Source organism: Lachnoanaerobaculum sp. Marseille-Q4761 (assembly GCF_017565785.1).
In the GTDB taxonomy this organism is placed as follows: Bacteria; Bacillota; Clostridia; order Lachnospirales; family Lachnospiraceae; genus Lachnoanaerobaculum.
On the sequence record NZ_JAGEKB010000002.1, the window covers coordinates 267344 to 292207 of the forward strand.

The following is a 24864-nucleotide window of genomic DNA, read 5'->3' on the forward strand; positions in this document are numbered from 1 at the left end:
AGTGATTTATACCCTATATTTCTTGCACAGATTTTAAAGGTTAATAAAATATCCGTTTAATCAGATATATAGTAGTTTTAACAATACTGTTTTGTCAAATATTAAATACTTAATACAGTGTTTATTGTTTTTATCTATAGCTTATGTTAAAATTATGACAAAAGGAGGGCTGACATGATGAAAGTAATATTGAGCAAAAAAGGAATGGATAGCGAATCTGGAGTAATGCCAAGTCCTATACTTCCCGACGGAACACTACTGTCACTTCCCATACCTGACAGAAAAAGCAATAAAAGGTATGAGGATTTGGAATACAGAGGACAGAATATAAAAGAAATAATAACTCAATTAAATCCGGATTTTGATTTTGAAAATATGCCAACCTGCCATCTCGATCCTGATATTTATACCGGTATTGACAACCGACCTGATGAATGGGTGCCTGCATTTGGGCAATGGGGTGTACCGGCTACACATTTGGACAAATCCGGAGTGGATATAGGTGATATGTTTCTTTTCTACGGTATGTTCAGAGAAACCGAGTTGCAGGATAAAAACCGTCTATCCTATATAAAAGGTGCGCCAATACTCCATATTATTTACGGATATATGGAAATCGGAGATATTATAAAAAGTGATCAAGTAATCGGAGACAAATACAAATGGCATCCTCACAGTATTCCTCCATTCTATACCAATAATAGACTGTATCTCTCAAAAAAATGCGGAACCTTTCACTACAGAGATTCTCTTGTATTAACACAGCGTGGACAGGCAAGTAAAAGTATGTGGCAATTACCGCCATTCTTTGCGGAAAAAGGTATTTCCATCTCCTGGCAGGGTAATGCACATCCGGTTATAAAAGGGGAATCATCGGTATTAAAAACCGCATCAAGAGGTCAGGAATTTGTTATCAATGCCGATACACCCGAACAAAAGAAAAACTTATACAATTGGGTAGAAGGTATTATACACCATAAATAAAACTAAATACATCAGATAGAGTTGTCTTTACTTAAATATATCATCTTTAAGTAAAGGCAACTTTTATTTATCTATTATTTCGAAAAGAAGTCATTAATTATTGAAAAATCAAATTAGCATAATTATTGAGTATTTAACTATATTTTTATATAATTTATCTAAATATAATATTTATTGATAATAACGATATTTCAGTATTTGTTTTTTATGCTCTATTTACCTAAATTATTCATAGCATAGCTATGTCTGCGGCTGAAAGCCACATAATTACTGCATTTACAAAACTTTCTTACTTTCACCTAAAAAGTGAATAGAAAAAGGACCTCTTTCTTGGTAAAATTAAGGTGTCAAATCAAAACAATGCCAAGGAAAGGAAGTCCTCTTATGTCAATTTTAAACACTATTTCACTTGAAAGCAACAAGAAAATTAAAATAAATTTTAACGGTGGAAATCTCTCTTCTGATGGAGGGCTGCTCCTCATCAAAGAATTCGCTGCAAAGGTAGGTCTTATAAAGCTTGTGAAAAAGCTCTTCAAAACCAATGACCATACAAACAGCCGTATTCATACAGATTCTGATAACCTTATGCAGATGCTCTACCAAATTATAGCAGCCTATTTTGAGGATGATTGTGCAGATGAACTGATTAATGATCCGGTATTAACATCTATTTTGGAAAAAGAAGCCTTGGCTTCTCAACCTACACTATCTCGTTTTTGGAATAGAATGGACAACGACACTCTTACACAGCTTGATTCTATAAATGCAAAAATGCGTGATATTGTCTATTCTATTAAGGCTCCGGAGCACATGATGTTTGACCTTGATTCTACACTGCTTAACACCTACGGCAAGCAGGAAGGCGAAGGTTTTAACTTTCATTATCAGGCTCACGGTTATCATCCACTACTTTGCTATGACGGAATTACAGGTGATCTTTTAAAGGCTGAACTTCGTAACGGCACACAGTATTGTAGTAATGATGCTGACAAATTCATGATTCCACTGTTACAGGAATACCGTGCAAAATATCCATCGCTCCCTCTTTATCTTCGTGGTGATAGCGGTTTTGCTTCTCCTGATTTATACAAGGCTTGCGAAGATAACGACTGTAAGTATGCAATCCGCTTGAAGCAAAACCGAACATTGATAAAATACGCTGCAGATGCTGATACAGCATTATTTAGAGCAGCCCGTGAAAATCAAACGGATTATATGGTGGAATACGGTGAGTTCTATTATCAGGCAGGAAGTTGGTCGCATCCAAGGAGAGTTGTTTTTAAAGTAGAAAAACCCTATAATCAGTTTATTCACCTATATACTTTTATTGTCACTACAATGAAATCAGAACCACACAAAGTAATTCAATTTTATTGTGGGCGTGGCAAGATGGAGAACTTCATAAAAGAAGGTAAATCAGGGTTTGGTTTTTCTTCAGTAAGCAGTCGAACCAAGGTAGTCAACGCAAATCGTTTACAGGTACATGCTCTTGCATACAACCTGTTTAATTGGTTTAGGCGATTGGTGCTCTCTACAAATATGAGAAAGCAACAAATCAATACCATTCGCTTAAAGTTGCTAAAAGTAGCTGCAAAAGTAGTAAATAAGGCAAGATATATAGTACTCAAATTGTGTAGCAGTTGCCCTTATAAGAAAGAATTCTATGAAACGATTTCAAACATTATGAAACTGCCACTACAGTTGGAATAGTAGTAACTTATGAGCCTTGATAATCCAATATCAAATGACTATTTTTGATACATAGGGATAGTGCACCCTTTTTTCAGGTGATTTTCCAACTTACGAACGAGATAGCTTTATAAAACAATTATCTTGTAGGCTTTTTAAGCCAAATCTACTGTGGTGAATAATTCAGGATTTATAATTAAATCAATATTTTTCATATAATAAGGAGGATTTCATTATGTTACGACTTCCGGAGAATTTTGAGACTTTCCCAGAAGCAAGAAAAGCGGGTTTTATGAAGATGAAGGAACATAAAGACCGTGGAGGCAAGATTGTAGGAATTTATTGCTCATTTGTTCCTACAGAACTTATTATGGCGGCAGGTGCTGTAGCGGTATCTCTTTGTGCTACCAGTGAAGAACCTATAAGTGCGGCAGAAGAATATTTACCTTCCAATCTATGCCCTTTAATAAAGGCAAGTTACGGCTTCGGACTTACCGATACCTGTCCTTACTTTTATTTCTCGGACTTTATAGTGGGTGAAACCACCTGTGACGGTAAAAAGAAGATGTTTGAACTTCTAAACGATATAAAAGAGACTTATGTTATGCAGCTCCCATCCTCAAGAGATGAAATAGCTCTTAATATGTGGGAGCAGGAAATGTATAAATTTTGGAGAAAACTTGAGGATTTCTATGGTATAACCATCACTGAGGAAGATGTTAAAAAAGCTATTTTAGAAAAAAATGCCGAAAGAGATTTAATACTTGAATACCTTGAACTTAGTAAACTTAATCCGTCTCCTATCTCAGGTTATGAACTTGGTACAAAGCTTGATGCTCTCAGTTTTATCCCGGATATGGATGAACGTTGCAGACAGATAAGACAAAGGATAGATGAGGTAAAAGCCGACTGGGAACAAAATTATAAGGGAAAGGTATCAAGAAAACCGAGAATCTTAATAACAGGCTGTCCAAATGGAGGCGTAAGGGATAAAACCATCAAAATATTGGAAGAACTCGGCGCTGATGTAGTTGCCTTTGATACCTGTAACAGTAATAGGGAAAAAATCGAAAAAGTCGATACATCCTTACCTGTAGCCAAAGCACTTGCAAAGAAATATCTTAATATCAACTGCTCGGTTATGAGTCCTAATGAAAACAGGCTTAAGTTTATAACAGATATGGTTGATGAATACGAGGTGGACGGTGTCCTTGAAATTATACTTCAGGCATGCCATACATTCTCCATAGAATCTTATAATGTAAAAAAAGCCGTGGTTGCTAAGGGTATACCCTATCTAAAGGTGGAAACCGATTATTCAAAGGCTGATGCAGGTCAGATTAATACCAGACTTGAAGCCTTTCTTGAAACTATAGCCGTATAAATGAGAGGTATTTATATAATCAATGGATAAACAATATTATATAGGCATAGATATAGGCTCTAGCGCTTCCAAAGTTGTCGTTACGGATGATGAAAGACTTATAGATTCTTTTTGTCTACCCACAGGCTGGAACAGTAAGGAAACTGCAAATACAATATATCAAAAACTTAAAGAAAAAGGTTTTTCAGATAATATATCCTGCGCCGCCACCGGATATGGTAGAATATGCGTGGAATATGCCGATAAAGTAATCACCGAAATAACCTGCCATGCCAAGGGCGCTTATGCATTATTTTCACAGGACGGCACTATTATAGATATAGGAGGTCAGGATACAAAGATTATCAGCCTGGAATCCGGTATGGTAAAGGACTTTTTAATGAATGATAAATGTGCAGCCGGTACAGGTAAGTTTATAGAAGTCATGGCAAACAGGCTGGGCACAGACTTTGAGGAATTATATTATCTTGCATCAAATGGTGAGCCTCTGTCTATAAGTTCCATGTGTACGGTATTTGCCGAATCCGAAGTTATAAGCTATATCGGGTCCGGAGAAAAAAGAGAAAATATTGCCGCAGGAGTTATAGACTCTGTGGCAAATAAGGTCATAAACCTTGCCAAAAAGCATGGACTTCATGGTGAAATAATGCTTACCGGAGGACTTAGTTATACACCATATTTTATTGAACTGATGTCAGAAAAAACAGGCAGACAAATCCATACCCATCCGCTTGGCAGATATGCCGGAGCGATAGGAGCGGCTATTTCTTTAAGACCTAAAAACTCCACTATAAGCTTTGGATAAATATAAAGGACTTTTAACATATACAAGCTTAACTTTGTAAATATGTAAAAGTCCTTTTTACTTTAAAAGTTCTTTGTCAAAGACACTAAGTTCAGGGATACCAAATGTAACGTGACCTTTATCACCCATGTTGTGACCAAGAGTAGCAAATGTAGGCTTACATAGAAATTTGTAAACCACTGCAACAAAAGCCTAACAAAAACCATTATCTTAATTTATATAGCATTATATCAGCGACATTTCCATTTACTACTGTAATCGTTAATAAACATTGAGCACTATAGTCATTAGCAAACTCTACAAATTGTTCCTGCGATACATCTACAGAACCGCTCATACCGTACTTCGTTCTGTATCTTGTATTACCTGTAAGTTTATAGCTTAATGACCTATATTCGACATGTTCATTATCAGACTCTCTGTATATATGTCCGGCAATTAAATACTGATTTCCGTAAATACCGCAATAATCTACACCCATCTCTTTACCGTCTACAGTCAAATCAAATGTATAAGTTCCGTTATCAAGATCTGTATCTCCTACTCTTCCATTAGATCCGGCATGTATCCACTTACCATTATAATCAACCGCATATCCGTCAGGTGTAATAGTATTTGTAAGCATTGAACCCCTATAACTCAGATAATAATCTCCAACCCATTGATCGGCAACCATATATCCGTCCCCGTTAAAATAATACCATTTTGAATCACTGTCTTGAAACCAGGCATTGGTATAATAACTGCCATCATATTTTTCATACCACCACCCTAAATTGTTTTCTCTCCAAGTGTCGCCTGCTCCTGCTGCATACGCACTTATACCCATAGCAGATAATGTAACTGCAAACGACATAGCAAACAATAATTTTTTCATGTAAACCTCCTTAAATAAAACCACATGTCCGGACAAACTGTTCTTGTTTATATGGTTTGATTTTAACATTCGGTACATAAAAAATATATTATCCAATGAATACTCTTTTTAGATATTAACAAAAAGTATTCATTGGATAATGGTGTATTTCACATAAATATATTCCTTTTTGCATAATATAGTACTTTTTATATTATGCCTTTATAAATTTCATTAATACATTACAACTATTCTATAAATCTAATCACCTGATTTTTAACATCCACCTCTGCATCCACTCCAAACGGCATAATACATCTTGGTGTAGCGTGACCTATATTGATATTATATACCAATGACAGATCCTTATATGAAAGCTCTTCCAATAAAATATCTTTATACTCACCATAGTATATTTCATCTTGCGGTTTTCCCACCAGTACACCTGTTACTACATCAAAGATACCATATTGCTTTAAATGCCCTATCATTTTTCTAAATAATTCAGGTTCCGGTTTTTCCTCACTTGTTTCAAGAAGAAGAATTTTGCCCTTCCATTCTTCAAGTTTTGGAAAGATGTCATATTTCTTGCATAATGAAACCGTATCCTCATATCTGGTATTATCAAAAATATCATAGATAGAATCAATACAACCACCCAAAATCTTACCTCCAAATACAGCTTCTCCCTTTAACAGTTCAAAGCCTTTGTTTGGATAGCTTTCCATATCTACGCCTATACCATTTTCACTGAAATCTTCTCTTTCCTTATAATGTATATCACTTGGTCTTATCTCTTTTATTCTACCTGTAAAAATCAGCTCTTCAAAATACTTTCTTGTATATGGAAGCATCTCATTTGCAAGTTCACAAATATCAGATAAAAATGACTGCCCGTAGAAAGTTTTTATACCAACCTTATTCAGCATAAAGTGATTGAAGGTGGTATCGGAAAAACCTAAAAATATTTTCTGCTTAACTGCATTTGCAAGTTCATTATTTTCAAACAGATACGGCAATAATCTATATGTATCATCCCCACCTATCGCACATAATATCATATCAATAGAATCATCCTTAAATGCAGATAATAAATCCATTGCTCTGCACTCGGGATGTTCCCTTATAAAGTCCATTCCCTTAAGTGCATGTGGCAAAAAGTCGACCTCTATACCATATTGCTTTAGTCTTTCAACCCCTATCTTAACCTCATGTTTAACAAAATCTTCACCCAAAACACCGCTTGATAAGCTGACAATTCCTATTTTTTTAACTTTCATATATTTGATTTAAACTCCTTCTCATATATTAAATTCTTCTTTATTTAAATCTTAAAATCAAATCTATTACTATTCCAACTACAATAAATATGACAACACATATTGCAGTTACCCTTGCAAGCAACTTCCCCCTGTTCCAATACTTTATACTTATATATAGTCCGTCTGCAATACCCACTATCGGTATCATCTGCAAGAAAAAATGTATTGTACGTTCTATAAAAGACATACCATATTCTTTTCCGGTAATACCTATGATACAATCCACTGATATTAAACACGGCAATTCTATTATGGCAGCTGTTACAGCTATATAAGGCACTATAGCTAAAATAAAAGCAACAAATAAAAATACCGCAATAACTAAAAGCCGTTCTTCAAATGACTGAATTATCAATCCAAACAATGTAGAAATAGTAACACCCACCATACCTGCACAGATTAATTCAATTGGCATTGCTATATACTTATATAAGAAATATGTATTCAGGCAATAATCTATATTTCCTTCCCTTTTAGCCGACATAATATTTCGAATTTGTAATGTCAAAACAACTACAAACATTATAAATAACGGAATAAAAAATAATATCGCGATATCTTTTAATATACCAACTCCTATAATTAAAAATGTAAAACTATATATTGCTATTCCATATAGTATACCTAAAGGCACATCATAAGTATTATATTCTCTTACTTGTACATCAATGTTCTTATCCTCAGTTAAAATATCTTTTATATCTTCATCACTTTTTTGCTCATAATTCATATTTTCACTCATATTACCCTCCAACCTATTATTATCAGCTTTTCAAATCTTTCTATTCATTAATTCCCGATAAAATCTACCGCTCCACGGAAGAAACACGAACAGCAGTTATAACAAATAAAATTATATCATAAATATATCCCTCTTTAAAACATCAAAAAACGGGTTGAAAACTCAACCCGCCTTTCTTTATCCTTTAACCGCTCCTACCATTATTCCTTTTGAGAAGTATTTTTGCATAAATGGATATAGTGCAAAAATCGGTAGTGATGCCAATACTGTTATTGTCATTCTGATTCCCTTTGGGGAGATACTTGCCATTGCCTTTGTCATATCGGCACCGCTTGAGGATGTTTTTAACTGCTCCGCAAGTCTCTGTGCCTCATTCAGATAATTATATAATAAATACTGTAATGTTGTCAGTGATTCATTTGCTCTTGTGTAGATATGATTATCAAACCATGAGTTCCACTGTCCCACCGCAACAAACACTACAACAGTTGCTATAATAGGTTTGCAAAGCGGAAAAATAATCTTAAAAAAGCATGTAATATATCCTGCTCCGTCCAGACTTGCAGATTCTTCAAGCTCGGGTGGTAGCTGCTCTATATATGTTTTTATCAAAATCATATTGTAGGCGGAAATCATTGAAGGTAAAATATAAACCCAGAAAGAATTTAATAATCCGTATGATTTCATTACAATGTACGTGGCAATCATACCGCCACTGATATACATCGTAAATACTACAAAGCGATATAATATCTTTCTTCCGGGCATCTTATCCTTTGTAAAAAGATATGCCAGGAAAGAACAACAAAACACTGAGGTTATCGTTCCGACTACAGTTCTTAGAAAAGACATTAAAAGTGCCGGAAAGAATCCTTTTAAAGTCAGAATTTCCTTGTAATTGCTAAGTGTAAATCCGCTTGGCAATAATACCGGTGTAGTCACTGACGCCGCCGTTGTATCACTTAAAGAATAACAAAGTACATACCAGAACGGATAAATACATATAAGTGCAAGCAGTATCATCAGGCAGTAATCAACTACTAAAAAAACTTTTCTTGATGTAGAAACTTTCATTTTATTCTTATCCATAACGCCCCCTTAGATAACTGCCCTGCCTCTTATTTTCTTTGCAACCATATTTGCCGCTAAGACCAATGTGATACTTACAATTGATTTCACAACACTGATTGCAACACCATAGGAGTAATCCATATTTTGAAGACCGATTCTATATGTGTAGAGATCCAGCACTTCAATATTAGTTGCTGTTAATGAGTTTTTGAAAAGAAGGTATTGCTCATAACCGGTATTTAGGAAATTACCGATATTTAATATAAACAATACTACAAATGTCTCCATCATAGCAGGTAATGTGACATGAATTGCACATTTAAAATGTCCTGCACCGTCAACTTTTGCCGCCTCGTATTGCTCCTGGTCGATTCCTGCAATAGCCGCCATATAAATTATAGAGTTCCATCCCAAAGTCTTCCACTGTACAAGGAATGACTGAAACCAATATACTGCCTCATTTGATCCTAGTAATGAATTGGAGGCATCTCCAAGTCCAAGCTTTACTGCAAGCATAGTTATAATTCCGTCCGATGCAAAAAGTGCTGTTGCCAGAGAGAAGATTATTACCCAACTTATAAAGTTTGGAAGTGTTGTAAATGTCTGTACAAATTTCTTTACAGGACCGTTCCTTAACTCATTTAAAAGAATTGCCAAAAGCATAGGTAGCGGTGTCAAACATATATTGATAATTGCAAAAACAAAAGTATTCTTTAAAGCTCTTAAAACATTGTCATCTTTTAAAATCAATTTAAAATACTCAAGTCCAACAAAATCACATTCAAAGATACTGACTCCCGGCACATAATCAAAGAATGAATAAATCCATCCAAAAATCGGAACATAGCTAAACAAAAAGACTATTGTGATAAATGGTATTGCCATCCAAAGCAGTTTATAATCTTTTGATCCGCTTTTCACAAATCCCCTTTTTCTGTTCATAAACATGCTCCTCTCTGTTTATTTGCTCTCTAAACTCTCGATTGCGCTCTTAGAATCCTCCCATGCCTTCTTCCACCAATCAATAGATTCTTTTACACTTGCCTCGGAAAGCTGCTGTAATAATGCTTCTTTGGCGGAAGCAAATGCCTCATCGGAATCCGCCTGTATAAGTCCCGGCAATGCATTCTTTGTAATTTCAATACAATTACTGTCTATACGCACAATATTCTTTGGAATTGTCTCAAGGCACATACGGATTGTAGAATCTGATTTGCTAAGATCCATGTTCTCACCCTTTTCAACTCCGTTCTTTAAAAGATCACTTGGTAATGAAATGCCAAATTGTGTACAAAGTTCCTGCTCAGCAGTAGTAAGACTGTCTTTCATTACATCTTCATCATTCCAAAGACTTACTCTTCCTCCGTCAGCTAAAACATTATTGTAATCCCATCCGATAAGATTATCCACTCTTGAATCACTGATTCCGCTCATCTTCCACTCTTCGGCTCGATTTCCGTCAACCTTCATACTGATAGTATCTGCTGTTAAATGCGGCTTTCCGTCTGAACCTTTCTCCCAACGTCCTTCAACACCTGAATCTGAGCTTCTTGCAAATTCACCACTCTGTAAATAATCAAGAACCATCACGGCACGCTCAACATTTGGTGAATGAGAAGATACAAATAAGTATTTTCCTGTCCATCCGGCTCTGTTTTGCTCATTTACCCATCCTAATTTTGAAGGTAAAACAACATACTCTTTATCGGTTCCCTTATTATTGCTGTTATATGTTCCAAAGTACCAGTTTACTGTTCCTCCGATATACTGCCCCTTTGTATATTTTTCTGTAAGATCCTCTCCCTTTGTAATAAAGTTATCAGGATCAAGTAATCCTGCTCTGTAAAGCTTATTATAGAACTCTACACCTGACCAGAAAGGTGTTTTAACATTTTCATCCTTGTCATACACATCAACTACAAGATCATTTGTCTGTGCATTCTGAACATAAAGTCCGTCCTCAAGATTTAAATATCCTTCTCCAAGACATCCCTTAAAGAAATATGTATGAAGATCGGCATCATTATATGCGCTCATTGCATATGTCTCCGCTCCATCCTCAGTCTTTGGATAAAGCTCTTTCATTTTTTTCAATGCTTCGATATATTCATCATCATTAGTGATTGTAGGAGCTCCGATTTGCTTATAGAGATCCCAGCGCACAACATATCCGTACTGAATTACAGAACCGTAGCTCTTTGCATAATTATCTGAAACCACTCTCGGTGTGACAAAGTACTGTGACTCCCCATTATCACCTTTAAACTTCTGCATAATTTTATTTCTGTAATCCATTCCGTCAGAGAAAATATTCGGTGCAATATTTTTATAATCCACAAGATTTACCGCATGCTTTCCCTTTAGCACACCCTCTATATTTCCATCTGAAATCTGTACGATATCACATGTATTTCCACCTGATAAATCAAGGTTTAAGCTTTCCTGATCATAAGCCTTTGTTGTAATTGTACAGTTAAACTTCTCTTCAACCGCTTTTATCACTTCTGTAGGCCAGGCTCCTGTAGAAGAATCTGATAGGGATAATCCTCCTATAGTAATATCTACATGCTCGGATGTATTAACTTCTTTTGGACCGCTTTCTGCGGTTTTGCTGCCTGATGCGGAATCACTTTTACCTCCACCGCATCCTGCCAAACATAAGGCTGTCAATGCAACCGCACCGAAAAGCGCAGTTAATTTTTTTGTTTTCATTTACTGTTCCCTCCTTATTAAATCTAAATCAAGTTAACAACCCCCATTTCAAATGGGGGTTTAATTTTAACCCCTCCGGGGTATTTCTCCGGTTCCGCCAAGGGCGGGATTTCGCAGTACCATTTTTATCGGTAGCCTCCTAAAGAAGGCTCTTCTACTTTCTTCCGTCCGCTACCTTATCATTTTCTTCTTGTTCCTTAATATATTTCAAGATTGTTTCTTCATTTACATTTCCTACTGTTGATACATAATATCCTCTTGCCCAAAAATGACGATCGCCCCATTTATTTCTATACTCAGGATGTCTATCAAATAGCATTAATGCACTTTTACCTTTTAAATATGACATGAATTCCGATACACTTATTTTTGGTGGAATTGCTATATACATATGAATATGATCTATACATACTCTTCCATCTATCAACTTTACCTGTTTCATCTCACACAACTTTTTTATTATTTCCACCAAATCTTTTTTTGTTTCTCCATACATGATTTTTCTTCTGTATTTTGGTATAAAAACAATATGGTAAGTGCAATTCCAACGTGTATGTGTTATACTTTGATTATCCACTTGGATACCTCCTATGCTTTGATATGGCCTGCGAAACCAATATCATTATAGCATAGGAGTTTTTAATACTCTAAGTAACGCTTCGGCTTTGCCGGTTCCCCCATCTCAGATGGGGGATTAATAGCTTTTTTCATTCACACTCTTACGTTTTGATTTTGATTATTATTTTGTACCGGCCGTTTAAAATATTTCTTAATGAGTAAAATATTTTCTCTATCTAAGATATGATTATATTATCATTTTAGACTGTTTCATAAAATGTTTTATATTATTTGTCGATTGACTATTTTATCGTTTTTTTATTTTAAAATATAAAATTTGACATATTTTATGTTTTTGTGTTTTGCACCATAAAATATGTCAAATTATTGACTTCAATGTTATTTTTACTAATTTTATCTATTTAAATACATTCTTTATTTGGCATTTCTACATGCTGCCTGAATCGTATATGTACAATCAGTCCCAGTTTGTAATCCGTTTCAACAGACATATAGCCCTTATCTCCATACAATAATTCCAATCGTTTTGAAACATTTGCAAGCCCTACATGATCCGAAGTTTTTAACTTTGATTTCATTTTATTTCGTATCTGATTAAGTTCTTCTTCATTCAAAAATATACCGCTGTTTATCACCTTTACATCCATACAGTCATTGCATTCTATCACTACTTCTATAGTGCGCATTTCTTCTTGGCTGCTTCCGTGAACAAAGCAGTTTTCAATCAAAGGTTGCAAGATAAACCTCGGAAACTCTATCTCATACAATGCTTTTTCACAGTTCATTTTATATTCCATATCATGGCCATATCTTAATTGCATCATAGCTGCATAGTTTTCCAAAAACTCCACTTCATTTTTAACCTTCCAAGTTAAACTGGGGTTTCTGAGTACAGGTGTAATAATCTTTCCAAGTCTTACCAATGTATCCGCAACTATCGTATTATTGGTCATCATTGCCATCCATCTGATTGAATTTAAAGAATTTAATAAAAAGTGAGGATTCATCTGGTATTGAAGTGCCATCAGTTCCTCCCTTCTTTTTTCATCCTCAACCTGTTTTAAGCGATTTATATATTCTTTAATACTTTGTGCCGTAGAATATAATTCTTCATTTAACTGATCCAATTCTTCCCAACCAAGCTTCCCGGGCTTCTCGATATCAAATTCCTGTCTTTTTACATGATGCATATTTTCCATAAGTAATTCGATGGGTTTGGTATATTTTCTGCTCCAAACAAATGCAACAACAGCGGTTGCAATAATTGCCGATATGATTACGATTACTCCAAAGTTCCTGATTTCATTTGCATCCTTTAAATATTCTTCTTTTGGAATCATATCACATAATCTCCACCCGTAAAATCCAAGTGAATATTCGATATTCTGGGTATCACTTCCCTTATAATATATCTTACCCAACATGCTTTTATCGGTATCTGAAATTATTTGACCTTTTTTATCTACCAAAACCGCCCTGCTGTCATTAAATGCCACCGGTCTATATGTGCTTTGGATGTTTTTTTCATCTATTGCAACAAAAAGAAAGCTCTCCTCTTTTAAATCTACATTTATGCCTACAGCTTTTATTCCGACCAAGGACGGAGTCTGAGCCATTACTTTAAAAGGACTTAAATCATTAAGTTCAAGTTCCCAGCCGGGTATCCATACGGTATAGGGATATTTATTCTTTGCCTCCATCAAAATATCCAAAGTTTTTCCTGTTATATCAGTCTCACCCGTACGATTTTTTCCTACAGCTGCGGACATAATGCCGTTTCCATCACCTTTTAAGATACCGAGAGCCGCAATTTCTCTGTTTACAAGCATTTCCGAATGAAAACTCTCAGAAATCCTCATCTTTAATTTACTATCTTCTATATCCGTCTTTGGATATTCATATCCGAATTTCCATACCTGATCGGAGGCTGCATATTTATTCAAAGACAGTTCCGCATTTTTTAAAATATTTTCTAAATCCTTTTCCGCCTGCTCAAAATTCAGTAAAACCACCTTTTCATTGCCTGCTTCCACCTTTTTTACAAAATAATGGTAGGTGATATAAAAAAGAAAGCTCATAATGATTATAAAACTTCCAAGAATAGATATTAAAACCTTCTGTCTCCAGTTCAAATGCTTTATCGGTTTAATTTTCTCCATCGTGCCGGTGACTCTCCTGTCTTCTTTTTGAAATATCTGGAAAAATACTCCAAATTCTGAAATCCATGCTTTTGTGCAACTACAACTATCTTTTCATCGGTATTTTTCAGATCTCTCATTGTTGCTAAAAGTCTGATTTCATTTAAGTATTCAATATAATTTTTTCCTGTTTCCTGTTTAAAAAGATAAGAAAAATAACTTACGGAAAGCCCTATGGTACGGGAAATATCCGTTAAACTCAATGCCTCCCTATAATGTGCCTGCATATATTCAATTGATTTTTGAATTAATGCTTTACCGCTGCTTTCATCTATATTTATTTCATATTGCTGCACATAGGCTCTGTCAAACCAGTCTTTTAAGCTTTCTTCTCTCCTACGGCTGCTATGAGTGATTTTAAAACTGACTCCCAAAAAATCTCCAATGGAACTGTTAATTCTCTTTATCCGCTCCTGCATATTTTTTTCAGTACTTTTATAAAAAACACAGAATTCCTTATCTTTTAGCGGCACCAGTATTTCTCCGGGTATCTGACGATTAACCAATTCATATATAAACTCCATCGCCAAATCATTGATTTTATCTTTATTTCCATCTTCAAGGCTAAACAGTAATAGATGTTCAAGATAGTCTAAATTTTCTTCTATATTTCCGCTTACATCTCCCATAAGATATTTTGATATCTTTTCTTCAAGCTTTTCAGAATCCTCTTTATTGTTTTTGGCAGTCCTTCCAATGCTCTTTAAATAGCTTTTGGTCTGAGCCAGTACACCGCACACTTCATCTATACTGATACTTGCCTTTAGTACATAGGCATTTATATTATAAGGAATCAATTTCCTAAGTGTCTCAAAATCATTTAGACAGGAAATAACTACTATTGCACATTCTTTATCTACTTCTCTCACCCTTTTAACAAGTTCCAGACCGTCCATTCCTTCCATTCTAAGGTCAGTTATAAGTATATCCGGATGAATTTCTTCAAATAATTTGTATGCTTCCAAGCCGTTTTCCGCCAATGCTACAACTTCCATTTCATATTTACTCCATGGAATAGAGCTTTGCAACCCAAGCCTTACCAACAGTTCATCTTCAGCAAATAAAACTTTATACATCTTTACCCCCTTGTTGCCTCTAACCTTGTTTTCATATTTTTAAAACAAATGGAGCATAAAGTTGATTTTTATACTTTATTGATTATACCTTAAACCGCTATCTTTGGAGAAGAAGTTAAAAAGTGAAGTTTATATTGTATCCACCAAATCACAACCGCTTATAATCCGGTTCCAACGATTTTCCCGTTTAGCCGACTTTTCTCCAAAATACGGCAATCTCTCATTTTCCAATTCCTCTAAGGAAGACAATTCACAATTTACATAAGAAAAAACTCTTCTTTTAGTACTTTCTAAACGCGTGATAACTCCACCCAGTTTTATATCCATCAACTCATATCCCCATGGTTTTGCATCATACATCCATAATTCTTCTCTAAGAATTTTCATTTTTTTCAAGCTCTCTATTGTATTTGGGATTTCATTCTCGCAGATTTTTCTAATTGCGGATAAATCCTGTACTTCATATAAATCTTTTAATCTCACACCCAAGTCCGCTTTCCCGGACAATACCTCCGCAAGCTTTTCATAATACAAAAAGAGCTTAGAATATTTATCACAGCGCGCTGCACATTCCCCGATTTTTATTTTTAAATCACTATAATATTTCTTCGCATCAATACCCGACTCCTTTATATGATAATCAAATATTCCTGTTAAAGGATCCTGATACAGCAAATATTTTGACGGATTGTCCTCAGCCTGATTGGATTCCCCGTCTAAAAATAATGAGTCAAATTTATCCAACACAAAAAAATCCTCTAAATATCCTTCTGTACAATTTTTAAATTCTAATGCAAATTCTTCGCTATTATAGCTTTGGTTAAAACCTAAGTATGCAAAGAGGGCAATTCCGGGCAGTGCTGCATCTATAGGTGTCTCTGCACCGTTATCAAGCCATACTGTACAAAATACTTCTTTTAATTTGTTTTCTTTACAGCTTTGAAGAGCCGATATTGTACACTCAAGAGTCTTTGAATGATTTGGAGCCATACCGTTCCATGCCCATGAACCGCCCGCAAAAATCACATTATCCGAAATTTGCTTATGAACACCAATCATCTTTTCATATATCTTGGTATCTTTATGGTAATAGTCCCAGTATACAAGTCTCAATTCTTTTTCCGGCTTCTCCCAGCCTGAACAGTCTAAATTATCCTCAATATCATAATATCCTTTTCCCGTATTGGCGGTTATATACATATCGCTCCATATCATCGGGCTTAAATCCAGTTTTTTACATATATCCATAACCCTTTGACAATGTTTTTTTATTAAAACGGAACTCTTCTCATACCCTTTATTTTTAAGATAGTTTCCAAGTCCCAAAGATACAGCCTCATCCATTCCAAGATGTACACGTCTTGTAGAAAAAGCCTCTTTTACACAGCAAAGCAATTTCTCAATAAAAACATAGGTCTCTTCTTTCCCAACATGAAGAATATCTGCCGTATCTTTAATATTTTCCATTCCCTGCCATTTCAGGGCATTATGTAAATGTGCCAATGTCTGGATACATGGAACAAGTTCAATCCCAAAAATATAGGCATAGGAATCTATTTCCTGTATCTCATCTTTTGTATATCTTCCACGATAAATTCCAAAATAAGGCTCTTCTACAACCTCATAAGTATCTTCCGTATAAAGCATAAGTACATTTAATCCAAGTTTTGCGAGCATACGAATTATGGACTTTACTTTATCCACCCTAAATACTGCATTTCTTGAGCAATCCAGCATAACTCCGTTTTTTTCAAAAAACACTTTTTCTTTATTTTCATATACTTCCCCGTTACATAAAATTTGCGTCAGAGCTCTGTAATAATGAGCCGGTTCTTTACAAACAATATGTATTTTATTGCCACTGCGTTTGACAAAGAGTTCATCCCCTTCCTGAAATTCCACAATAATCTCAAGCTTTTCGGTATCTTTATTCCATTCTTTTATAAGTATTTCCGTACCTATTTTTAATTGTTTTTCTCTTGATTCTGCATTCTTACATGAAATTTTCATTACTCATATCCCTTCTTATTTCCGTATTTTATAAAATAACAGTACACAAAAATTAGCCTGAATTATTCACGGTACAATATTTTAGTTAATTACCGTGCTATAAATCTTTAAACTTGACCAATGACGCTATAACTGACTTAATACATCTAAAAATGGGCAGACTTCCCCTAGGTAGTGTTTTTGAGTAGTTATTAAGCTCTCAAGGTTCATTATTAGTTGTTATTCAAGCTGTATACATAGCTTGCTGATATTGGATATAGTCTCATAGAACTCATCCTTATATGGGCAACTGCTACACAGCTTGAATGTCATATATCTTGCTGAACGAATTACTTTTGCAGCAATCTTTAGCAGTTTTAGACGGACAGTATCAATGCGTTGTTTTCGCATATTTGCAGATAATGCCAATCGTCTAAACCAATTAAATATATTATAAGCAAGTGCATGTATTTGAAGCCTGTTGGCATTTACAATCCTTGTATGACTGCTGACAGAGGCAAAGTCAAAACCTGTTTTACTTTCCTTTATGAAGTTTTCCATCAAGCCTCTTTTGCAATAGAACTTGATAAGATATTCAGGGGATGACTCCATGTTTGTAACAATGAATGTATACATGTAAGTCATTTGGTTTTCAGGCTTTTCAACTTTACAGACAACACGTCTTTCATAAGGCCAAGGACCTGCCTGATACATGAAGTCACCATAAACCACAGCATAATCTACTTTGTTGTTTTTTGTGATTTCATCAAGTTCATCTACAAGATATGATGCCTTATCACGAAGTATAGCATTTTCTTTCAAACGAATTACATAGCCGGTACCGTTTTCTTCACACTGTTTATATAAACCGGGTGTTGCAAAGCCACTATCTCCACGAAGGAGAAGTTTAATTTCCGGAAAACCTTCAAGATATTCATCAAGTATAGGCTGCAGAAAGTCCACAACTCCTGTGCTTGAATACTGAGTCCCGTCACGAAGCTGAATTTTAATCAAATCTCCTGTGATTCCATCATAGCAAACAAGTGGATGGTAACCGTTATTTTGATAGTGGAAGTTAAATGCTCTGCCTTCCTGTTTGCCATAGGCATTAAGAAGTGTTGAGTCCAAATCCAAAATGATAGCTTCCGGCATCTGAATGCTATAAACTTTCTTTCGAAGAATTTGATTTATTGAAAGGAACCGTTTCAGCGAATCCTCATCCATTCGATTATGAAATCTTGAAATGGTTGGTTGTGATGCTAAAGTGTCTTTATTTAGCACTGCTTTAAACACAGGATCATTTGTAAGTTCATCTGAAGAATCATCTTCAAAATAGCCTGCAATGATCATATATATCATCTGAAGAAGGTTTTCTTTATCAGTGTGATAACGGAATAATGCAGAATCATTGGTCTTAAATGATTTACAGAAAAGTTTGTCAATGCCAAGTTTACTTACGAATTCTTTTATAAGAAGTAAGCCTGCATCGGAGGATAAATCTCCTCCATCGAAATTAATTTTAATTTTTCTATTGCTTTCAAGTGATAAGGTGTTTACAATACTCATAAAGGGCTCCTTTGTGTGATTATATTGAGTTTTAGCACCTTAATTTTACCACAAATGGACGCTCTTTTTTTATTCACTTACTAGGTGAAAGCAATATTTTGTTAAAATATAGTAATTATATGGCTTTCAGCCACGTTCATGATGTTGCCATGAATAATCTAGGATTAGTATACTCCCACAAAAGATATCACAGGTGCAACTCTGGAATCTTCTATTGCTATAATAAGTTTATCTGTACAAAGACCTTTAAGATCTATAATTCTCTTATAGCCGATAGTTGTTCCCTTACAGTATTCTTTTATATTTCCGTTCTCTTCATAATATATTTTAAATTTTTCAACTCTCTGACTGAAAGGAATTGCCTCTTTTAATACTAAATAATTGAGTTTTTTACTTTCACGAAAATTTATATTAATCGATAATTTATTTTCTCCCTCTTCATTCATAAAATAAGTTTCATAATCATCACTGCAAAGCACATCAGGTCCGCTTCCTCTGCAATCAAGAGCCGGCTTTGTAGTAAGCACGGCTTCTTTGATAAGATTATCTTTAAATGAATCCCTGATAAATTCACCCAGTTTTTTTAAAGTATCAATATCTTTTTCATGTATCTTTCCGTTTTTCATAGGCGGTATATTTAATAATAAAGTTGTATTACCACCTACCGACTTTAAATAAATATCTTTAAGATTTTCAAATGAACGAACCTTATCATCCTCCTCTTCATGATAAAACCAGCCAGGTCTGACAGATACATCCGTTTCCGCCGGATACCATACAAGCTCTTTTTCATTTACAAGGCGTTCTCTACTTCCAAGATCCGACTGAGTCTCATCCAAAGGTCTGTTTCTAAATTCTTCATTATCCTCCTGTTGGCTTAATTCTGCTGTGATTGTCGGATCCGTCATATCCTTTGCAACAACGCTCCACTCACTTTCTCTAACCTCTCCGGCTTCATTTCCGCACCATCTGACATCGGGACCTGAAATAGAGATAACGGCATCCGGCTGTAACTCACGCATTACTTTATAGTATCTTTCCCAATCATATTTTTGAACCTTACCGTTGGCTCCCTCGCCACATGCACCGTCAAGCCAGATTGTATATATCTCTCCATATTCTGTCAGAAGTTCAGTCAGCTGATTCACATAGTAATCATCATACTCTACTCCTTTTCCGTAGCTATTGTTATTTCTGTCCCAAGGAGAAAGGTAAACTCCGAATTTAAGTCCGAATTCTTTGCAGGCTTTTGCCGTTTCTCTGACAATATCACCCTTTCCATCCTTATATGGTGAATTCTTTACGCTATGCTCCGTATATTTGGAAGGCCACAGACAAAAACCGTCATGATGTTTACAGGTAAGAATCAATCCCTTCATTCCGGCATCCGCCGCAGTCTTTGCCCATTGTCTTGCATCAAGCTGTGTAGGATTAAAAATGGACTCCGACTCTTTTCCGTCCCCCCATTCGCTCCCTGTAAAAGTATTAACAGTAAAATGTATAAAGCAAAAAAACTCCATACTCTCATAAACAAGCTGCCTTTTGCTAGGCACCGCTTTTATCAGTCTTTTATCTTCTTTTATTCCGCTATAACTCATTACCATTCTCCTTTGAATGTCAGTATATTTTGTGTAAATTATTATTTATTCTAATATCATACAATTATAGTTCCAAACCGAATTTATTGTCTATCTGAAAAATTAATATAATGGATTGAAAAAATCTACTATTATTTCACACCTGTTTCTCTCTTTTGATTCTTTAATAGCCTTTTTAACATCCTCTACATGGTCTGTAATTACTCCGTCCACATCTGAATAAATAAATTTATTAATCGACTCAGGTGTATTTACAGTCCATACAATAGCTTTTTTACCGGCAGCATGAATTTCATATATCTTTTTATCTGTAGCCTCACGCTCCTCCATTATAAGGTAATCCCCCTTTAAATTCTTTGGCTTGCCGCTTGTAAAATAATATAAATACCCGCTTTTCATCTCAGGATACTCATCACTGATATATTGAATAATTCTGTAATCAAGTGATAAGAGTACTGTTTCATCAATCATACTATGCTCTTTAATTATTTTTACCACATCATCCACCATCTTTGTATCAGCGGTTTCACCCTTTAATTCAACAAATACCCCTATCTTACCCTTGGCTTCATTTAATATCTCATCCAAAGTTGCCACCTCTTGAACGGGTTTTGATATCTCAAATAAATTTTTCACTTTGAATTTTTTAATCTCCTCAAGTGTAAGGTCTTTGGACTTTTTAGAAACTCCCGCTACTCTTTTAAAAGTAACATCATGATTAATAATATACTTATTGTCCTTAGTCCTTTGAACATCTATTTCCACCCAATCTACATTTTTTTTGATAGCTTCTCTCACACCCTGAACAGTATTTTCAGCTCCCAAATCACCACCCCCACGGTGAGCAATAATTTGGATATCTATCGGTCTTATAAATACTTCATTAAAGTTTTTAGACAGTAAAAAAGATAATGCTGTATTTATAAGTATTGCAAATATTACAAAAGAAAAGACACTTCGCCTCTTTTTTATTCTGCGCTTTTTTGTGTATGCAAATATTACATCTTTATCAAAACATGATTTTACTTCTATTCCGTCTATTCTGTTATATTTATAAAAAAGCTTTGTCACTACACTGACCAAAACAGGTATTGTAAGAAAGACAAAATATGTAATCATCTCAAGCATTATAAGTATTATGAAAATCTCAAAAAATTCCTTGTATGCCACAGATTCAATATATTCTCCACATAAAAACAGCAATACAAAAGATAATGTAAATACAGCAAAATAAAGTAATGCCAATTTTATAGCAGTCCATATATAATCTTTTATAAAGGATTTCCAATGTCTCTTCATCAATTTTCTTGATGCAAAAAGTGCCTTTCCGATACTTCTCCCCTCAATGATTATATAATGTAATGAGAAGATATGCATTAGGCTTATAATTGTCAATACAATCAGAAAAAGACTGTATAATCCAAGGTATAAAGGCGTATTAAATATAACAGATGTTATAAAATTAGGGATTTCAAAATTTCTAAACGGAGTAATACTGATACCTAAACCCATTAACGGAAATACAATAGCAATAAATCCTCCCAAAAGTAATCCGGAAGGACTAAAAAAATATTTTATAGACTTTATTCCTATAAAAACAATCTCTATCAATCTTATATTTGTCCTGTTTTCTTCCGTCAAAGCACTGATAATAATGAATGCATTGATATCCACTCCCATAATTACTACGATTACAAACAGCCCTATTAAAAGAAGTGCCGCCCCTTGAAAACTCAGCAAAAACGGAACGAAATCACCGCTTGAAATATTTGTTCTGCCCGTAGAATAAATCAGATAATTGCTTATAGCTGAAAAAACAGGCAACACTATAAAGCTCTTATCAATGCCTTAGAAAGTATCTGATATTTTGTAAACAGCCATAACATCTTGAAATTTAGTATACCGGTTTTATTCCTTTTTTCTATCATATATCTTCAGCCTTTCTTGAAAATGTTGCCCTTACAAAGAAATGCCACAGCTCTTATTTTATCTACATACTCCACACTTTTCTTATTCGAACATAAGTCTTTTTCTGATTTTAATTTTCTCCAACCACAACAGTCTCTTCAAGGGTGGCGAGGATTATTTCAAGTATCAATTCTACAAAATAATAACTGTCAGCTTCTTTATCCGATTTCCCAAGTGCATCATAATAGTCCTGTTGCCTGCTTCTTATCAACTCCTCTACAGGAAGCCAATAAAAAATTTCATTCCATTTGCCAAGTAGTAAGCTATGCCACATCCTTCCTATACGCCCATTTCCATCTGCAAAAGGATGAATAAATTCAAATTCATAATGAAAAATTGCACTCTTAATCAATGGATGCATCTCTGATTCTTTATACCAATCAAATAATTCCTGTATTTGCATAGGTACAAATTTAGCAGGCGGAGCCATATGTACAGCCATATCACCATCAAATATACCCACACCACCGCTTCTAAATGTTCCATTTTCAGGAATCAATCCCTCCATCATAACTTTATGTGCTTTAAGTAAATCTTTTACTGAATTAGAATCTAAAGAAAGCATAAGTTCATATGTATCATAGGCATTTTTCACCTCACGTATTTCATTGGGATTTCCCAGAATCCTTTTTCCGTCAAGTATAGCTGTCACCTGCTCTAAAGAAAGAGAATTTTGCTCTATAGCAAGTGAAGAATGTATGGTTCTTATTCTGTTTTCTTTTCTTAAATGTGGATTTAAGTTTCCATGTGAAAGCACTGTAATTCTTCCTACCTGTTCACTAATCGCAGCTACAAGATTAGTAATTCTATCCGTCATATGAAACGGTGGTTTATATCCTTACATTATATTTTTCATTTCCTATAAACATATGTCTCTACTATAAATAAATATATGGTAATTATAATTATCAAAATGCTACGTGTTTTTACCTTTGTACCTTTTAATTTCTATCAATCTTAATCCAAGTATTTCCTTTAATTTGTTTGCTTCAATTCTCCAGTGTTCTTTCGCATCATCAAATACAAATACAGCCTTAGGCATATTATATTTATTATTTATCAGAACTACTTCATTATATTTTTCACCTAATAACTGCTCTGGTATATATGTACTACAAAGATCGACACTACTATTGTGAACACTCAGCATTCCCTTTGTACTAAAGCAATGAAAATCATTCATTGAAAACCCGTTATCAATTACTCTTTCAAAATCTGCTGTTTGAGCATCTCCTTTACACATATATAAAAGTGTTTCTTTATTTATATAAAAAACTAATCCATATTCTCTGTCACAATAAACATTTGTATGTGTATCTGTTATATAACTTGTATGAATTACTCCATTATCATACAATACATTCTTTACTACTTTATCCGCATTCAAACGTGCAGTGTATACCAGAAATTTAAATTTATCATTTACAGCATATTTTTCACAATCTGTAAGTTCTTTTATCCATATTTTTATTACTTCTTCTTTTATTTTAGCCTCTTCAATTAAAAAATCTTCATATCTACTAATCAATTCTATATATTTATTTTTAATTTTCTTGATAAAACATTCTATAGTAGGCTTGTCACACTCAGAATTCTTCCTGAATTCTTCAAACTCAATTTTGATTTCTTCTACTAATTCAATTATTTTAGAAGACAAATCTTCTATTTTGCTTTCTAATTCATTTTTAGAGTCACCATATATCTTTTTTTCATTTATAAGATATATGATATTTTCTTTCGCTGTTAATATACGATTTTTTAGTCCATAGTCTCCTGTGAATTTTTTAGTTTCATCTCTAAATTTCTCTGTATCGTTCAATCTTATTTCATAAAGTCCTTCTCTCATTTTTTCTAAAAAATAGAACAACAACAGTTTTTTGTTTTCAATATCTTGATTAATTAAATCTTTAATTTCCACACACCTTTACTCCTCGAATTAAAATTTTCTAAAGTACTCCATACATTTACCCAGTATAAACAGTGTGAAATACCAGCTGTTTTTGAATTACAAATATAATCTAGCTTGAAACACTTTAATTTCTTTATTTCATCTATAGAACACCGCCTCTCTTCTTTCCAATTTTATTTCTGGTGTTTTCCCATATGTAAAGTCCAAATGTCCAAGTAAAGGAATTTGGAATTCAGCCCTTCTACACTCAGGACATCTTATAGTTCCTCTAAATTTAGAAATATCACCATTTCTATTCTCATATTCTTCTTGAATTTCAAAAGTATAGTGTTCTTGTCCATCTACTATGAAGAAAAAATTTTCATAAAATTTATCCATAAAATGCCATACTCCTATAGGTTTACACATTTTTAATA

At 34.4% G+C, this 24864-nt stretch carries 20 protein-coding genes; 4 read left to right on the plus strand and 16 right to left on the minus strand.

Annotated elements, in window-relative coordinates; translation table 11 throughout:
* Positions 1-174: 174 nt before the first annotated feature.
* From J4O15_RS08470 to J4O15_RS08485, 4 genes are all read left to right on the plus strand, one after another.
* Entirely contained in the window at positions 175-984 is an 810-nt protein-coding gene (locus J4O15_RS08470) for a hypothetical protein (protein WP_243762016.1), read from the plus strand.
* A gap of 384 nt (positions 985-1368) precedes the next feature.
* Positions 1369-2694: an IS1380 family transposase gene (locus tag J4O15_RS08475; RefSeq protein ID WP_208099814.1), complete on the plus strand. Its 1326-nt coding sequence runs from the start codon at positions 1369-1371 to the stop codon at positions 2692-2694.
* Between the two features lie 214 nt (positions 2695-2908).
* A complete protein-coding gene (locus tag J4O15_RS08480; protein WP_208100446.1) occupies positions 2909-4057 on the plus strand; it encodes a double-cubane-cluster-containing anaerobic reductase in 1149 nt (382 codons plus the stop codon).
* A 22-nt stretch (positions 4058-4079) separates the two neighbouring features.
* Complete coding sequence (locus J4O15_RS08485) at positions 4080-4862, plus strand: acyl-CoA dehydratase activase (RefSeq protein WP_208100447.1); 783 nt, start codon at positions 4080-4082, stop codon at positions 4860-4862.
* Positions 4863-5067: 205 nt separating this feature from the next.
* Here the strand turns inward: J4O15_RS08485 and J4O15_RS08490 are convergent, their stop codons facing one another.
* The 16 genes from J4O15_RS08490 to J4O15_RS08565 all read right to left on the minus strand — a co-directional run bounded on the left by J4O15_RS08490 (position 5068) and on the right by J4O15_RS08565 (position 24826).
* Entirely contained in the window at positions 5068-5739 is a 672-nt protein-coding gene (locus J4O15_RS08490) for a hypothetical protein (protein WP_208100448.1), read from the minus strand.
* Between the two features lie 227 nt (positions 5740-5966).
* The gene (locus tag J4O15_RS08495; RefSeq protein ID WP_208100449.1) at positions 5967-6998 is read right to left on the minus strand and encodes a S66 family peptidase; all 1032 of its coding nucleotides are present in this window, start codon (positions 6996-6998) and stop codon (positions 5967-5969) included.
* 40 nt (positions 6999-7038) lie between these two features.
* Positions 7039-7782 carry a hypothetical protein gene (locus J4O15_RS08500; protein ID WP_243762017.1) on the minus strand — a complete coding sequence of 248 codons (744 nt, stop codon included), beginning with the start codon at positions 7780-7782 and terminating at the stop codon, positions 7039-7041.
* A 177-nt stretch (positions 7783-7959) separates the two neighbouring features.
* Positions 7960-8871: a carbohydrate ABC transporter permease gene (locus J4O15_RS08505; RefSeq protein WP_208100450.1), complete on the minus strand. Its 912-nt coding sequence runs from the start codon at positions 8869-8871 to the stop codon at positions 7960-7962.
* 9 nt (positions 8872-8880) lie between these two features.
* The gene (locus J4O15_RS08510; RefSeq protein ID WP_009218425.1) at positions 8881-9795 is read right to left on the minus strand and encodes an ABC transporter permease; all 915 of its coding nucleotides are present in this window, start codon (positions 9793-9795) and stop codon (positions 8881-8883) included.
* Positions 9796-9813: 18 nt separating this feature from the next.
* Positions 9814-11565, minus strand: coding sequence for a hypothetical protein (locus J4O15_RS08515; protein ID WP_208100451.1), 1752 nt, complete (start codon positions 11563-11565; stop codon positions 9814-9816).
* 154 nt (positions 11566-11719) lie between these two features.
* Entirely contained in the window at positions 11720-12148 is a 429-nt protein-coding gene (gene tnpA, locus J4O15_RS08520; RefSeq protein WP_156791601.1) for an IS200/IS605 family transposase, read from the minus strand.
* Positions 12149-12545: 397 nt separating this feature from the next.
* Positions 12546-14303 carry a sensor histidine kinase gene (locus tag J4O15_RS08525; RefSeq protein WP_208100452.1) on the minus strand — a complete coding sequence of 586 codons (1758 nt, stop codon included), beginning with the start codon at positions 14301-14303 and terminating at the stop codon, positions 12546-12548.
* On the minus strand, positions 14282-15418 hold the full coding sequence (locus J4O15_RS08530; RefSeq protein WP_208100453.1) for a response regulator transcription factor: 1137 nt from the start codon (positions 15416-15418) through the stop codon (positions 14282-14284). The genes J4O15_RS08525 and J4O15_RS08530 overlap by 22 nt, the downstream gene beginning before the upstream one ends.
* Positions 15419-15547: 129 nt before the next feature.
* Positions 15548-17428: a beta-N-acetylhexosaminidase gene (locus J4O15_RS08535; protein ID WP_208100454.1), complete on the minus strand. Its 1881-nt coding sequence runs from the start codon at positions 17426-17428 to the stop codon at positions 15548-15550.
* A 219-nt stretch (positions 17429-17647) separates the two neighbouring features.
* The gene (locus tag J4O15_RS08540) at positions 17648-18973 is read right to left on the minus strand and encodes an IS1380 family transposase (RefSeq protein WP_208099554.1); all 1326 of its coding nucleotides are present in this window, start codon (positions 18971-18973) and stop codon (positions 17648-17650) included.
* Positions 18974-19137: 164 nt separating this feature from the next.
* Entirely contained in the window at positions 19138-20571 is a 1434-nt protein-coding gene (locus tag J4O15_RS08545) for an alpha-L-fucosidase (RefSeq protein ID WP_208100455.1), read from the minus strand.
* A gap of 102 nt (positions 20572-20673) precedes the next feature.
* Positions 20674-22398: a glycerophosphodiester phosphodiesterase family protein gene (locus tag J4O15_RS08550; RefSeq protein ID WP_208100456.1), complete on the minus strand. Its 1725-nt coding sequence runs from the start codon at positions 22396-22398 to the stop codon at positions 20674-20676.
* A gap of 211 nt (positions 22399-22609) precedes the next feature.
* Positions 22610-23356, minus strand: a complete 747-nt coding sequence (locus J4O15_RS08555) for a Fic family protein (protein ID WP_243762018.1) — start codon at positions 23354-23356, stop codon at positions 22610-22612.
* Between the two features lie 99 nt (positions 23357-23455).
* Positions 23456-24457: a hypothetical protein gene (locus J4O15_RS08560; protein ID WP_208100457.1), complete on the minus strand. Its 1002-nt coding sequence runs from the start codon at positions 24455-24457 to the stop codon at positions 23456-23458.
* A gap of 129 nt (positions 24458-24586) precedes the next feature.
* Positions 24587-24826 (minus strand): hypothetical protein, encoded by a 240-nt coding sequence (locus tag J4O15_RS08565; protein WP_208100458.1) that lies wholly within the window; start codon positions 24824-24826, stop codon positions 24587-24589.
* Positions 24827-24864 lie beyond the last annotated feature (38 nt).